General features: G+C 36.0%; 12 protein-coding genes. 8 read left to right on the top strand and 4 right to left on the bottom strand.

Annotated features, from left to right (window positions below):
* The first annotated feature begins 67 nt into the window (after positions 1-67).
* Positions 68-859, top strand: a complete 792-nt coding sequence (locus ACYU0V_RS09210) for a sulfite exporter TauE/SafE family protein (protein ID WP_262441107.1) — start codon at positions 68-70, stop codon at positions 857-859.
* A 109-nt stretch (positions 860-968) separates the two neighbouring features.
* Positions 969-1,973, top strand: coding sequence for a homoserine dehydrogenase (locus ACYU0V_RS09205; RefSeq protein ID WP_262441106.1), 1,005 nt, complete (start codon positions 969-971; stop codon positions 1,971-1,973).
* 31 nt (positions 1,974-2,004) lie between these two features.
* Here ACYU0V_RS09205 and ACYU0V_RS09200 read toward each other — a convergent pair whose 3' ends face one another.
* The gene (locus ACYU0V_RS09200) at positions 2,005-2,922 is read right to left on the bottom strand and encodes a DMT family transporter (protein ID WP_262441105.1); all 918 of its coding nucleotides are present in this window, start codon (positions 2,920-2,922) and stop codon (positions 2,005-2,007) included.
* 166 nt (positions 2,923-3,088) lie between these two features.
* On the opposite strand from ACYU0V_RS09200, the gene ACYU0V_RS09195 reads away from it, so the two are divergent.
* The gene (locus tag ACYU0V_RS09195) at positions 3,089-3,943 is read left to right on the top strand and encodes a helix-turn-helix domain-containing protein (protein ID WP_086264634.1); all 855 of its coding nucleotides are present in this window, start codon (positions 3,089-3,091) and stop codon (positions 3,941-3,943) included.
* 18 nt (positions 3,944-3,961) lie between these two features.
* Here ACYU0V_RS09195 and chrA read toward each other — a convergent pair whose 3' ends face one another.
* Together chrA and ACYU0V_RS09185 are read right to left on the bottom strand one after the other, a co-directional pair.
* Positions 3,962-5,308 carry a chromate efflux transporter gene (gene chrA, locus ACYU0V_RS09190; protein ID WP_461849887.1) on the bottom strand — a complete coding sequence of 449 codons (1,347 nt, stop codon included), beginning with the start codon at positions 5,306-5,308 and terminating at the stop codon, positions 3,962-3,964.
* Between the two features lie 184 nt (positions 5,309-5,492).
* Positions 5,493-6,779, bottom strand: a complete 1,287-nt coding sequence (locus tag ACYU0V_RS09185; protein WP_060465671.1) for an MFS transporter — start codon at positions 6,777-6,779, stop codon at positions 5,493-5,495.
* 515 nt (positions 6,780-7,294) lie between these two features.
* On the opposite strand from ACYU0V_RS09185, the gene ACYU0V_RS09180 reads away from it, so the two are divergent.
* Positions 7,295-9,499 carry a TonB-dependent siderophore receptor gene (locus ACYU0V_RS09180; protein WP_461849886.1) on the top strand — a complete coding sequence of 735 codons (2,205 nt, stop codon included), beginning with the start codon at positions 7,295-7,297 and terminating at the stop codon, positions 9,497-9,499.
* Positions 9,500-9,554: 55 nt separating this feature from the next.
* On the opposite strand, the gene ACYU0V_RS09175 is transcribed toward ACYU0V_RS09180, so the two are convergent.
* A complete protein-coding gene (locus ACYU0V_RS09175; protein WP_017399577.1) occupies positions 9,555-10,973 on the bottom strand; it encodes an aspartate ammonia-lyase in 1,419 nt (472 codons plus the stop codon).
* 404 nt (positions 10,974-11,377) lie between these two features.
* On the opposite strand from ACYU0V_RS09175, the gene ACYU0V_RS09170 reads away from it, so the two are divergent.
* The 4 genes from ACYU0V_RS09170 to ACYU0V_RS09155 all read left to right on the top strand — a co-directional run bounded on the left by ACYU0V_RS09170 (position 11,378) and on the right by ACYU0V_RS09155 (position 14,459).
* Positions 11,378-11,560 carry a hypothetical protein gene (locus ACYU0V_RS09170; RefSeq protein ID WP_002113649.1) on the top strand — a complete coding sequence of 61 codons (183 nt, stop codon included), beginning with the start codon at positions 11,378-11,380 and terminating at the stop codon, positions 11,558-11,560.
* 110 nt (positions 11,561-11,670) lie between these two features.
* Positions 11,671-11,892 (top strand): hypothetical protein, encoded by a 222-nt coding sequence (locus tag ACYU0V_RS09165; protein WP_014206692.1) that lies wholly within the window; start codon positions 11,671-11,673, stop codon positions 11,890-11,892.
* A gap of 546 nt (positions 11,893-12,438) precedes the next feature.
* Positions 12,439-13,332 (top strand): LysR substrate-binding domain-containing protein, encoded by an 894-nt coding sequence (locus tag ACYU0V_RS09160; protein WP_002113716.1) that lies wholly within the window; start codon positions 12,439-12,441, stop codon positions 13,330-13,332.
* Positions 13,333-13,565: 233 nt separating this feature from the next.
* Positions 13,566-14,459 (top strand): LysR family transcriptional regulator, encoded by an 894-nt coding sequence (locus ACYU0V_RS09155; RefSeq protein WP_003651675.1) that lies wholly within the window; start codon positions 13,566-13,568, stop codon positions 14,457-14,459.
* The last annotated feature ends 5 nt before the right edge of the window (positions 14,460-14,464 follow it).

Genomic DNA, 14,464 nt, shown 5'->3' with positions numbered 1-14,464 from the left:
GAGATCAACTCACTCATTAACCAGCAGTCTACTGCAAACGATGTATATGAAATTTTAGGCTTTTGATATGTTACTACTTGTCGTTGAAGGCATTGTGATTGGCTTTTTACTTGGTCTTACTGGTGCGGGTGGCGGTATTCTTGCCGTACCTGCGCTAATGACCAGTCAAGGCTGGAGCGTGGCGCAAGCTGCACCGATTGGGTTATTGGCAGTTGCGCTATCTACACTCATTGGAACCATTGAAGGCTTATTTAAAAAGATAGTTCGTTATCGTGCTGCTATTTGGATTGCTTTAATTGGTGCTCCTATGGCACATATCGGCATTTTAATAGCTAACATGATTTCACCTGTCTGGCTCATGTTAATGTTTAGCTTAGTCATGTTTACAGTGGGTTATCGACTCATTAGTAATCGAGTATCAGACTTTCATAACCCGCCGTGTCAGGTCAATCCAAGTACGGGACGCTTTATCTGGAATTTTAAAACGGGAAGCGTTCTTGCGAGCATCGGGATTATTGCGGGGCTTTTAACTGGCATGCTCGGTGTTGGTGGCGGCTTTGTAATTGTGCCAGCGCTTAGAAAAGTCACAAATTTGGATATGCATAGCATTGTTGCAACCTCACTTATGATTATTTTTCTCATTAGTGGCATAAGTATTGTTATGCATATTGCAGAGGGTTTTCACTATCCAGTAGCAATCACTAGTGCGTTCGCAATCGCATGTGCATTCGGTATGTTGTTAGGACGCCAAGCTATTCGTTTTATTCCGTCTGCAATTGTACAAAAAGTCTTTGCTTTAATGGTTTTTGCTGTCGCAATTTATATGGTAATTAAGATTGTTAATCTAACAAATATCTAAGAGATATAGTATTTTTACCATCTCTATAATTAGCAATTTTCCAAAGACAAGATGTTAAAACCATCTTTGGAAAATTGATTTAAACCATTTAAATTTTTGAGAAAATGAAATGAAGCGAATTAATGTGGCAATTTGTGGTTTTGGACGGATTGGGCAACAAATTGCAGAGCTTCTTTTAAATCGATCTGTTTACTATAAACAAAAATATCAAATTGATGCCCGTTTAGTGGGTGTCTGCAACTCATCATCAGGTTTAATTGATCAAGAAGGTTTACAAGCTGCAAAGTGGTTAGATAAAACACAATATCATGCAGGTTTAACTGAGCAAAAGTTTTTAGAACAGGTTCAGGCGGAGGTCATTATCGAGACAGGCCCAAGTGACTATGTGACAGGTGGAAAGGGCCTATTTTATTTAGATTATGCTTTAACACATAGCATGAATGCGATTGCAGTATCGAAAGGTGCTTTAGTAGTAGAAGGCAAAAAATTAATTAACTTGGCACATCAACACAAGAAAAAATTATTTTTTAGCGGTGCGACAGCTGCGGCCTTACCAACTGTGGATTTGTTTGAATATAACCTAGCTGGCTGCCAAATTTTAGAAGTTGAAGGTGTTTTTACGGGCACCACAAATTTTATTTTAAATGATATGTTGCAACATGAATGTGCGTTTGCAGAATCTCTTGAAAAAGCTCAAGTAAAAGGTATTGCGGAACCTGACAGTTCTTTCGATGTAGATGGATGGGATACTGCTGCCAAAATTACGATATTAGCCAATACTGTTTTAGGAGCTGATATAAAAATTCAAGATATTCCAAGACAAGGAATCAGTCATGTCACAGCCGATCATATCCGTGATTGGAAAAAAGAAGATTTAATTCCTCGTCTGGTTGGTTTTATTCATCTGAAAAATCAGCAAATTCAAACTGGTGTTGAGTTACGTTTAGTTCCGATAAATCACCCTTTTGCTCATCTGCAAGGTTCTAATAAATGCATTCGGGTGTTAACGCAAGAAATGGGTGAGCTTGTTGTAAGTGGAGGAGCATCTGCGCCTTTAGCTACAGCAGCCGCGGCTTTAAAAGATTTTGAGTTGATGATAAAAATGGGCTGCTAAAATTAATCATGATTTATAAAAAAGCAGGCTATTATGCCTGCTTCTCACAACTTTTTTGACTATTAAATAACTTCTTTCCAATTTCAAACTTACTAAACATTAAGTAGTTACCGAGTAAGATTAATAAAATTCCAAAGACAGCATTTAAAGTCCATACATATCCTTCAAAGAAAGTAGAAACTGTTAAAGCAACTAAAGGGAAGAGCAACGTGCTATATGCTGCTTTGGCTGCACCAATACGTCCAACCAGAGAAAAATAAGCAGAGAACCCAATAACAGTACCAAATATAGCCAAGTAAAGTACCGAGCTTAAAAATGGGAAATTCATTGGAGGCATTAAATCTTGGCCAGTAAATAACGCTAGACTTAACATCACCAATGCACCATAGGTCATTGCATAACAGTTTGTTGAAAAGATATTTAGGCCACGTTTTTGATGTCTAACACTAATCATATTACCTAAAGAAAAACCGTAAGTGCCTATTGCACATAGACCGATACCCATTAGTAACTGTGCATTAAACTGACTATTAATCAGGTCATGCCAGAACAGTAAAACAATACCTATGAGTCCTAAAATTGCAGCTGGGGTAAAATTTGGTGATGGTTTTTGCTTAAAAAAGATAAGCGCATTAATAGCATTAAAGAAAACGGCCATCGAAAAAATAACGGACTCTAAACCGCTGTTTACATATTTAACTGCGGTATAAAAACAAATAAAGTTTAGGCCGAAAACACAAAGACCTTGTAGCATACAAAACAAATGATCTTTTAAAGCAATTCGCTGCAATTTTCCTGAAAATAGTAAAACAACCCAAAGTAATAGGGCTGAAATGGCAAAACGCCATAAAATTGCGACAACGGGTGCTGCATAATGGCCCTGAACGGCAATTCCAATCCATGTTGTTCCCCAAATCAACACCACCGCAACATAGAGTAAAATATTCATAACTTCATCCTCGATTACCAAGCTTAAGTATCTAGGAATGCTTCATTTTTCACGTATATATTCTTGTGTTGTACATGCAAGATCTTGCGTTTTTTATATGACTGAACTAGCTGAATTTTGCTGAATATGGTTAACTTAAGCTCAATGATATTCGTTTTAATTTTGCATGGCCTATCAAACTTTAGAACAGCTACAGCAATCTAAAGCCAAGCTTCACGAAACTGTGGTGCTTGATGAAAATATGCAACTTGCATTTTGGTCTAATCAGCAAGATCGTGTAAGTGTCTGTAGCGATCACCACACTTTAAGTCTTTATATTCAAGATGGCTATGAAAGCTATCAAAAAACACCTGCGGGCTGGAAAAATGGTGGCGGGCCGGGTCGTTTTTGCTTATTGCCTGAACATCAGGAGTCGACTTGGGATATCCGAGGTGGGCTTAAATTCGTTCACTTGTATTATACTGACCAACATTTGCGTGATGTTGCCGAAAAAATATGGGACAAAGAACCCAATCAAATTGAACTAAACGAAGTTGTGTTTAATGACGATGAACGGATTCGAGCGTTATATCAATTCTTCTTGCTAGATTGTGATTGGAAAGATTCTTCAAATCATTTGCAAATGAGTACAACAGCAAGTTTATTGTTGAATCACTTAATTCGAAGATATAGCAACGTGAAGTGGCAGCAACCCGTCATTAAAGGTGGGCTGGCGCCTCATAAACTCAAATATATTCAAGACTGGATTGAAGGGCATCTAGACCAAGCACTGACTTTGTCTGACTTAGCAAATGTTGTGAATTTAAGCGAATATCATTTTGCCCATATGTTTAAACAGTCAATGAATATGGCGCCTCACCAATATGTCATGCAAAGACGCTTAACCAAAGCAAAAGGGCTAATTCAATCATCTCAGCTTTCTTTACAAGATATTGCCTTAGTATGTGGTTTTAGTTCAGCAAGCCATTTAAGTCATCGCTTTAAACAGTTTTATGGTATGAGCCCTTCACAGTTACGTTGAAAGACTCATGACTAATTTTTATAAAAGATAAACCCCTAAACCAACCAGCGCTGATGCAAAAATCACATATAACACGTTCACGTTAAAGCGGAATAAAGCAATAAATGCAGCAACAGTAATGAGGGCTGCAACTATATCAAAATGCCCTGAAAAACCTTGTGGCCATAACACGTGATAACTAAAAAATAGTGCGAGATTTAAAATTACACCGACCACAGCTGCGGTAATGGCAGTGAGTGGCGCAGTAAATTTAATTTCATTATGTGTAGATTCAATAATGGGCGCACCCGCAAAAATAAATACAAATGAAAAGAGAAAGGTAAACCAAGTCACAATGACTGCACCCAGTGCTCCAGCAAAAAATAGATGCTCAGAGCCAAGTAATGAATGATTGACGCCTCCTAAAAAGCCAACAAATGCCACTACCATAATCAGTGGACCCGGTGTAGTTTCACCTAAAGCTAAACCATCAATCATTTGTGTAGGTGAAAGCCAGCCAAAATGATTGACTGCTCCTTGATAGACATAAGGTAAAACTGCGTAAGCGCCCCCAAAAGTGAGCAAAGCAGCTTTGGTAAAGAACCACGCCATTTGAGTATAAGAATGATGCCATCCAAAATATGCGCCTAAAGCTAAAATTGGCAATAGCCATAAAGCGATTGCTATAAAAATAAGTTTAGCTAACCGCAACCAATGGAATTTAGCGTGCTCTGGTGTTGGAGTCTCATCATCAATAAATGCCGGACCATAATCTTTTTGACTGGCTTTATGTCCAGCCGCGGAGGAAAATAGTTCTGGGTACTTTTTACTCGCTAAATAGCCAGCAATACCAGCGGATAAAACGATAAGCGGGAAAGGAAGCTTTAAGACAAAAATGGCAAAGAACGCTGCAATCGCGACGGCCCATAAAAACTTATTTTTAAGCGAACGACTACCTATACGGTAAGTTGCATGGAAAACAATTGCAGTAACGGCAGGCTTAATTCCATAGAAAATACCTGCAATAACGGGAACATCTCCAAATTTTATATAAACCCAAGACAGCCCAATTAAAATAAATAAGGAAGGTAATACAAATAGAATACCTGCAACTAATCCTCCAGCAGTTCTATGCATAAGCCAACCAATATAGGTTGCTAATTGCTGTGCTTCAGGACCGGGTAACAACATGCAGTAGTTCAGAGCATGTAAAAATCTTTTTTCGGATATCCAGCGCTTTTGCTCAACGAGTTCCTGATGCATCACAGCGATTTGTCCAGCTGGCCCCCCAAAGCTAATAAAGCCGAGCTTAAGCCAAAATAAAAAGGCTTGCCAGAAGGTGACTTGAATAATACTTTCAGGTAAAGGGGATTTTTCGTTTTCCATTTTTTTATCCCATCAAAAAATTGATTCATACGGATCAAGAACATCAAAAACTAGTAACTTTTAGTTAATTGAATAAGTTAGATGTGCTAGGCAGCTATAGCATACAGAACAAAAATGACTTTCTTATTATTTTAAAAAGATATTCTTCTAAAAAAACTCTAGAAGAATATCTATCTTTTACTTTTTAATGATCATGTTCTAAATAATCTGGTTTTTTCGGAAGCGCAAGGCTACATAAGAAACAGATAATCAGCATGACAATGACATATATAAAGAAGGTATTTTCAATTCCGGCAGCTTTGAACTGTAAGGCAACTGAAGGCGCAGAACCACCAAACAGCGCATTACCTACTGCATAAGAGAAACCTACACCTAAAGCTCGCACATGAGGTGGGAACATTTCAGCTTTTACTAAGCCACTGATAGATGTATAGAAACTGAGTAACATCATCATAAAAATAAGTAGCAAGGTAATAATGATCGGCGAATCAATATAGGCACGCATCCCGATCACCATGACTGGGTATATAAAAATCGCAGACAATAAGCTAAAGGCCAGCATTGAAGAGCGTCGCCCAATACGGTCAGAAATTGCACCAAATACAGGTTGAGCACACATATAGACAAATAGGGCGAAGGTCATGATATAACCAACGGTTTTTCCATCCATCCCTAAATTGGTTAAATAGGTTTTTGAATAAACGGTCTCTACATAAAACGTTAATGAACCAGCAGAAGTGTATCCAACCACCAATAAAAAGGTTTTCCAATGTTTCTTAAAGAGTTCTCTTAAGCTGCCAGATTCTTTTCGTTCGCTGTCTTGATGAGAAAGCGTTTCTTCTAAGCGACTACGTGCAAGCAAAGAAAAAATTGCTGCAATACCACCAATAACAAACGGAATACGCCATCCACCATCATGTAATTGTTGTTCACTTAAGAACGTTAATAAAATTACACCAAGTAAGCTTGCGAGTAACTGACCACCAGAGAGGGTGACATATTGGAAAGATGAGTAAAAACCACGTTGGCCTTTTAAACCTAATTCACTCATATATGTTGCTACTGCACCATATTCACCACCAACCGATAAGCCTTGAAGTAAGCGCACTACCAGTAAAAGAAAAGGGGCAAATAAGCCAACTTGGTCATAAGTAGGTAGGGCTGCAAATAGAAAAGAACTCAAAGCCATCAGACAAATTGAGATGACCATCGATTTTTTTCGACCATGCCGGTCTGCAATTCGTCCAAATACCCAACTACCAATAGGACGCATAAAAAAGCTTGCAGCGAATACGCCCCAAACATAGATAGATTTAGTCGTACTATCCATATCAGGTGCTGTTAATGCTTGAGTAAAGTAGGCAGCAAATACTGCATAGATATAAAAGTCGAACCATTCAACTAAATTACCAGAGGCTGCGCCTACAATCCCACGTATTCTGCTACGTTTTTCTTCCTGAGTGTATGTCATATTTCTTCCATCATTTTGCAGACAAAAATGAGGAATTTTTAGATATGCTGGATAGAAAATAGAATGAAACTTTAAATATCACTCAATCCTGAGCACTTCCTTAAATTCCTAACCATTCATTTTTTCTAATTTTAAAATTCGTTTCTAGTAAAATTACGTCCTTTTGTTCGATTTAAAGATAATTTTACCAATGATCGAACACTTCCTTTCATTTAACTTAATAATTAATTCTATTTAAAATCAGTGAGCTAATTTACAACGGTACTTTTCTATTTTATTTCTCCTTTTAAGTTTCATTTCGAGCTTAAGTTTATTTTGAATATTTAGTAATACTTAAAAAGTTATAGCGTCAATTCCTAATAAAATAAATGAAATTTATATAATGATAAGTTCATAAAATTTGTATCAAATACACTTAATCGAAAAAGTACAGAATGTATTGTTTCTCAATATATGTAGCTGTATTCTTGCGTGGCTAAAAATAGGCTCAGCAGTTACTTCTAGCGCTTCAAATTATGCACGGTATGGCAGGTAGTTATTCAATGGAAAGACGTTCGTTAAATTTTCACTTCATGACATGCTCTAAAACAGCATTGGCTTCATCTATTGCACTCATAACATCTGCCGTCTATGCAAATGAAGCGGAGGTTTCGCAGCTCCCAACCATTACTGTGAACGCTACACAAAATAATGAGGCACTATATACGTCTAAAAAAGTTAATTTATCTGGTTTTCAAACTGGTGATGTAAAGAAAGTCCCTGCATCTATTACAACCATTACCTCTGAGCGTATAGCAGACCAACACGCAAAAACATTAACTGATGTTATTAAAAATGATTCATCGTTAGGGGATGGCTACGCTGCAATTGGCTACTATCCAAACTTTGTAGCACGTGGTTTTGCGCTTGATTTAGGCTCAAGTTATCTCATTAATGGCCATACTATACGTGGCGAGCAAAATGTTGCTTTAGAAAATAAAGAACAAGTTGAAATCTTAAAAGGCATTTCTGCAATTCAAAGTGGAATGTCGACACCAGGTGGTGTGGTTAACTATGTCACCAAAAGACCTGCCGATATTAAAACTATTACGGTCGATGCAAATTCAGAAGGCGGCTATACACTGGCAACAGATGTTGGCGGCTTTATTAATGATATTTTTGGTTATCGAATCAATTTAGCCCATGAAAGCATCCATCCAAATGTTGATCACGCAAATGGTAAGCGTGAGTTTGGTTCAGTTGCTTTAGACTGGAAAATTAATGAGCGTTCTAAATTATTGTTTGATATTGAAGCTCAGCATCAAAGCCAACGCTCCGTACCGGGTTATCAACTGCTTGATGGGCAAGAAGTACCAACAAATGTAGATCAAGACCGTTTATTGGGTTACCAGTCGTGGAGTAAACCTGTTGTAAATAACAGTGTAAATGCAAGTTTAAAATATCAATATGCATTTAATGATCAATGGAATGCTAGCTTAAGTGCATCGCAAAGCCGTGTTGTGATTGATGATAATAGTGCTTTCCCATGGGGATGTTATAACGATATTTGTGAATATTCTGGTTTGGGCAATACTTTTGATAAACACGGAAATTATGACATTTATGACTTCCGCAGCCCAGATGATACACGTATTACTAACCAGTTTTCTGCTGGGTTAGAGGGTCAATTCAATACTGCTAATATCCAGCATCAAATCGCTTTCAAATTACAACGTACATATAAAACTTTAAAGCACCACACACCACTTAATGTAGCGGTAGGAACAGGTAATATCTATCAAGATACGATTGACTATAGTCCGTCATCGGAAAGCTTAGGTGATCGTTATAAAGCCTTAGAAAGTGATCAGACTGCATTTACTGTATCTGACCGAGTTCAATTTAATGATCAGTGGTCAACTCTACTCGGCGGAAAACTTATTCACCTTGATGAGCAAGCTTATAATTCAGATGCGCAGCTAAGCCGTGATACCGATTTAAATAAGTTTTTACCGCAATTAGCGCTCATGTATAGCCCAACTGCTAAAACTAATCTTTATGCCTCATATGCCAAAGGATTATCAGATGGTGGTGAAGCTCCGTGGTTCGCTAATAATGCTCTAGAAGTTCTATCTCCTAAAAACTCTGAACAATATGAAGTTGGTGTTAAGCAACAAATTCGGAACTTCTTAGTAACAGCAGCTATTTTTGATTTAAAACAAGATAATCAATATAGCAAAGTGAATGCAGATGGAACTTTCGATTTTGTTTCACAAGGTGAACAACACAATCAAGGTATTGAATTAGGTTTAACGGGCGCTTTAACCGATACACTCGATGTTAGTTCAGGTATTACCTATACCAAATCTCGTCTTGTTAATATTGATACTGACAGCTACAAAGGTCATCAAACTCAAAATGTACCGAAGGTACGCGCAACTGCACAGTTATCTTATAAAGTACCTTCAGTTGAAGGATTAAGATTATTGAGTGGTATGCAATACAGTAGTAGTAAATATGCAAACAAAGAGGGAACTGCAAAAGTAGGCGGATATAGCGTCTTTAATATTGGTGCTGCCTATAAAACAAATTTTGCTGGGCATGACACAACTTTTAGATTCAATATTGATAACTTATTTAATAAGAAGTATTGGCGTGATGTGGGTGCATTTATGGGGGATGACTACCTATTCTTAGGTAATCCACGTACAGCCCAGTTCTCTACAACTTTCAGTTTTTAAAATATAGAACAAATAAAAAAGGAGCTTATAAAAGCTCCTTTTTTATTTTCAGGAATTAAGCCGACATTTTTGGTTTAACCATATTATTAATCGACAAGATATCATCAAGCACTTGTGCTGATAATAAGCCTTCGTTCTGAACGAGTGCTAATACACTTTGTCCAGTTTCATTTGCAGTTTTAGCAATACGAGTTGTAGTTTCATAACCTAGATATGGGTTAAGTGCAGTCACGATACCAATCGAGTTTTCAACCAAAGCTTTACAATGCTCAGGGTTCGCCGTAATTGTATCAATACACTTACTTTGGAACATTGCCATTGCCTTACCAAGCAAATCCATAGATTCAAACAGTTTGAATGCAATAAGTGGTTCCATTGCATTTAACTGTAATTGGCCCGCTTCAGCAGCTAAAGTTACAGCCAAGTCATTTGCAATGATCTGGAAACAAGCAAGGTTCATCGCTTCAGGTATAACTGGGTTTACCTTACCCGGCATGATCGAGCTACCCGGTTGGCGAGCTTCTAAATTAATTTCATTAATGCCAGTACGTGGACCACTTGAAAGTAAACGTAAGTCATTGGCAATTTTTGAAAGCTTAGTTGCAGTACGCTTTAATAAACCAGATAAAAGAACAAAGTCACCCATATCTGAAGTTGCTTCGATTAGATCAGGAGCAGACTTAATTTTCTTACCAGAGATTTTTGCAAGTGCTTGAATCGCAAGTTCACGGTAACTATATTCAGTAGTAATTCCCGTACCAATCGCCGTACCACCAAGGTTCATATACGCTAAAACATTTGGAATGAGCGTATTAATTTGCTCAAGGTCTTTTTGTAAAGTTACTGCAAAAGCACCAAACTCTTGCCCTAATGTCATTGGCACAGCGTCTTGTAACTGTGTACGGCCCATTTTTAGGATGTGAGCAAATTCTTGAGATTTATTGCGGAAACTTAAGATTAAATTGTTAAAAGGAAGATTTAGTTCATCTAAGCTTAATAACAAACCTAAGCGAATCGCAGTAGGGTACACGTCATTTGTTGACTGTGACATGTTAATGTCGTTATTAGGGTGCAAATATTGATATTGGCCTTTTGCATGTCCCATATATTCTAAAGCGACGTTTGCTAATACTTCATTTGCATTCATATTTGTTGAAGTACCAGCACCACCTTGCATCATATCAATCGGGAATTGGTCGTGAAAATTACCACGAATAAGTTGATTACAGCTGTATTCAATCGCTTCAAATTTAGTCTGATCTAAGCTTTTAAGATTATAGTTCGCTTCAGCACAAGCAAGTTTTACCATTGCTAATGCTTTAATTAAATGAGGGAAATTTCCCACTTTACTTTGTGTTAAGTTAAAGTTTTCTAGAGCACGTAATGTTTGAACTCCGTAATAATCATTATTATTGATTTCTCTATAACCAATAAGATCCTTCTCAATACGGGTGGTAATTTCAGCGTTCATCATTAAACTTCGAATTAGTAGAGTAGATAATTCATATTAGATTTCGAAATGCTTCACTTCTAATGCATTTATCAAGTTAATTATGCATTTTTTGCATATCAATTTTCTAATTTTATAGTCAACTAACTAGGATAGTTCATTTTAAAATATTAATTTAACTATATAAATTAACAACTTAAGATTGATGTGAAGTTGATTTCAAAATTTTCTTGATACAATGAATGGTCATCTAATTTTTGAAAGAAACGCATTGTAAAAATTAAGACTGATTAATTTAAATGAAATATCAACTTAATTATCTTTATTATTAGCTTTTAAAGTGAAGCTTATCTAACAAATTCATATAAAAATGTGATGCATTTCACATAAAAAACACTATAATACGAAAAAATCTTAGTTTTAAGTTTATGTTAAAAGTCACAGCCGCATTAATTATTTTGGGAAGTTTTACATACTATGTGCTTTTCCACGGTGAAGAGAAAAGTGAGTCTAAAACTTCTCGTCTGCTTAAAGAAGCAGAGCAATCAATCGCTTCTGCTGAAACCTCGGTAAACAAAGCTAATAGTATTGTGCCCATATCTTACAAGTAGCCTCAGTTCTTAGGTTAACTATTTCATATTATCCATCAAAATATTGTTTTATCTAGATTTTTTTAAAATTTGGGTAAAAGACTGTATGTATAGAGACAAAATTCATGAGAATGAAGTTTATCGCCTATGATCCCAATTCTGGGGAAAAATTAAGCTTAAAAGAGCATATCCACCATATGGATAAATACACCACTTATATCTTTTTTAGTGATGAAAATGACAATATGGTTTTCAATCCCCAGAAAAAGCAAGTTTTTGAAATTACTCAATATACTTCTAATATGATGGTTGAAATTTCAAGAAAATTATATTACCTCATTGGTGAATATTAAGAATTCGTTTTAATTCAATCTTAAGTTAAATACTTTAGTAGAATAGTCAGGTTTTATGGACTGAGCTATACTGCAAGCATATCTTCTGATTTAAATGAGTTTATTGAGTCAGAGAGCTTAATTCCTGAAATAAGCTAGATAGTCATTTTCAGTTTTACAGTCCGTATTCTTCCCCAAGGTGCGGACTTTTTTTATAAAAAATAAAACATGAGTAAAGCATAGGATTATTTCTTTTTTTTATTAACTTAAAAATTGTTATTTACTTGCGTTATATGCTTCTTACTTTTTGATTTAAAATAATTTTTAAAGTAATAATTTTATATTTGTATGAGTTGTTGAGTTAAATCAAAGTCTTTTATTCTCTTACGCTCTTTTCTATGTCAGAATTATTTAAATACTTACTTTTATTGTTTGGCTTTGCCAACCCTCCATCGCATTTTTGCAGGTACTCCCATGTTTTATAGTTTTTATTCATCTATTCAGCTATTTATTCAGCTTCCCAACCAGACAGATTAAGGACATAACTATAAAAAGGGAATGCATAAAATGAACTTAGAAGTACGTTGGGTAGAAGACCTTTTGACACTTGAGCGTGAGCGTTCTATTTCAAAAGCAGCCGAAAAACGATTTATTAGTCAATCTGCGTTTACGCGTAGAATTCAGCAAATAGAAGAGATGATCGGAGCTGAAGTTATTATTCGAAATAATAAAAATAATATTGAATTTACAGACATTGGACGGATTATGCTGGTGATGTCTAAAAATATTGAGAAACAGGTAGAAGAAACAGCAAAGCTGATTAAAAACATCAAAAATGAAACCGAATCTACGATTCGTTTCTGTGTTGTCCACTCATTAGCATCTGGTTTTTTAACCACTTTTTTAAAAAAGTTCCCAACATTTATGCGTGATTTAAAAATTGAAATTGTCGCAACGAATAGTGGTGAAGGCTTATCTCTTTTAAAAGAAGGTGCCTGCGATTTTATGATTTGTTATGCAGATCGATCTAATATTAATCGAGTTGGTGATGATATTTTAAGTGGCATCAAGATCGCTGAAACAGAGATTGTTCCAGTGTCAGCTACCGAAGCAGATCATACGCCTAAGCATACAATTCAGAGTAATTTTTCATTACTTGCTTATAGTAAACATGCTTATTTGCGTAAATTGGTCGATCAATTGATTGAAGGTAAACTGATCTATAAAACCTTATATGAAACTGACAATGCCACCAATTTGAAAGAGCTTGTATTACAAGGTTTAGGTGTAGCATGGATTCCAAAAATTAATGTAGAGGAAGATCTCGCTACCGGAAAATTGGTCATGTTGGACCATAACGAATATTGCTTGCCACAAGATATTTATATTTTTAAAAATAACTTGAGTGATAACAAATCTGTTCAGCAAATCTGGAAGGGCTTTCAAACTCAGCATGATTAAAAATTATAATGATATGTGATGTCCTCAAGATATTTACATACAAAGTAATCAATTAAAGAGCTCATACCTTTGCCTTTATGATGAAAGGCTTTATAAAGCATTGCTCATGGTCTAGATTCTTTGTTAATTTAGACCATATATCAATAATTCAGAAATCTAGTGAGCATTTTTATATATGCTGTGCCTGATTTCATTCCTTTTGAATGGATTATTTGATCCAGACGGAGACAATTTTGTTTGATCTAGATAGTAGATTACTAAATATTTTTTATCATATTTATCGGTTTAAAAGTGTTTCAATGGCTGCTGATGCGATTGGCCTTACACAACCGAGCGTTAGTAATGGACTGAACAAAATCCGTCAGCATTTTAATGACCCGCTTTTTATTCGTGTTGGAAATGAAATGATCCCAACCGAATTGGCTAAAGAAATCTTTCCACTTATTAGTGAAGTGATTGATAAAGTTGAAAGCATTAATAACTTTAGTGTGAACTTTGATCCGCTAACTTCAGATCAACTTTTTACAATTGCGATGACAGATGTGTCTCATCTGGTTTTATTACCGCAACTAACCAACTATTTAAAAGAGAAAGCACCTTTAATTCGCTTGAATATTCGGCCGATTACGCCAGAAACCAGCTATCAAATGGCAAATGGTGAGATTGATCTTGCAATTGGTTTTTTACCCCAATTAGAAGAAGGCTTTTATCAACAAAAGTTTTTTAAACAACATTATGTTGTGATTAGCTCTAAGAGCCATCCTCGTTTAGACCCAAATAATTTTACTTTAGATGATTATATGCGCGAGTATCATATCGATATTGACGCGGGAATTGGGCATTACCATATTAAAAATGAATTACAGAACAAAGGATTGGATCGAAATATTTTAATTCGATTACCGAGCTATCTTGGAGTGGGATTAGTCGTACAAGAAACAGATGCGATCGCAACGGTACCGTATTATTTAAGCCAAGTCTTATTGGTGAGAGAAAATTTACAGATTTTACCTGCACCTCTAGACTTTCCAACTTATGATGTTAAACAACATTGGCATATGTCTTGCCATCATAAAAGTAGTCATAAATGGTTCCGTCAAACCTGCTATGAACTTTTTAAAGTCTAAAAAAA

The organism is Acinetobacter sp. X9, assembly GCF_054889255.1.
The sequence above is the reverse complement of the archived record's forward strand: the minus strand, read 5'-3'. Positions and strand labels throughout refer to the sequence as shown.

What these genes read in the sequence shown, in the direction of transcription:
- ACYU0V_RS09210 (WP_262441107.1), top strand. Translation starts at nt 68, where the DNA reads ATGTTACTACTTGTCGTTGAAGGCATTGTGATTGGCTTTTTACTTGGT.
- ACYU0V_RS09205 (WP_262441106.1), top strand. Translation starts at nt 969, where the DNA reads ATGAAGCGAATTAATGTGGCAATTTGTGGTTTTGGACGGATTGGGCAA.
- ACYU0V_RS09200 (WP_262441105.1), bottom strand. Translation starts at nt 2,922, where the DNA reads ATGAATATTTTACTCTATGTTGCGGTGGTGTTGATTTGGGGAACAACA.
- ACYU0V_RS09195 (WP_086264634.1), top strand. Translation starts at nt 3,089, where the DNA reads ATGGCCTATCAAACTTTAGAACAGCTACAGCAATCTAAAGCCAAGCTT.
- chrA (WP_461849887.1), bottom strand. Translation starts at nt 5,308, where the DNA reads ATGGAAAACGAAAAATCCCCTTTACCTGAAAGTATTATTCAAGTCACC.
- ACYU0V_RS09185 (WP_060465671.1), bottom strand. Translation starts at nt 6,779, where the DNA reads ATGACATACACTCAGGAAGAAAAACGTAGCAGAATACGTGGGATTGTA.
- ACYU0V_RS09180 (WP_461849886.1), top strand. Translation starts at nt 7,295, where the DNA reads ATGCACGGTATGGCAGGTAGTTATTCAATGGAAAGACGTTCGTTAAAT.
- ACYU0V_RS09175 (WP_017399577.1), bottom strand. Translation starts at nt 10,973, where the DNA reads ATGATGAACGCTGAAATTACCACCCGTATTGAGAAGGATCTTATTGGT.
- ACYU0V_RS09170 (WP_002113649.1), top strand. Translation starts at nt 11,378, where the DNA reads ATGTTAAAAGTCACAGCCGCATTAATTATTTTGGGAAGTTTTACATAC.
- ACYU0V_RS09165 (WP_014206692.1), top strand. Translation starts at nt 11,671, where the DNA reads ATGAAGTTTATCGCCTATGATCCCAATTCTGGGGAAAAATTAAGCTTA.
- ACYU0V_RS09160 (WP_002113716.1), top strand. Translation starts at nt 12,439, where the DNA reads ATGAACTTAGAAGTACGTTGGGTAGAAGACCTTTTGACACTTGAGCGT.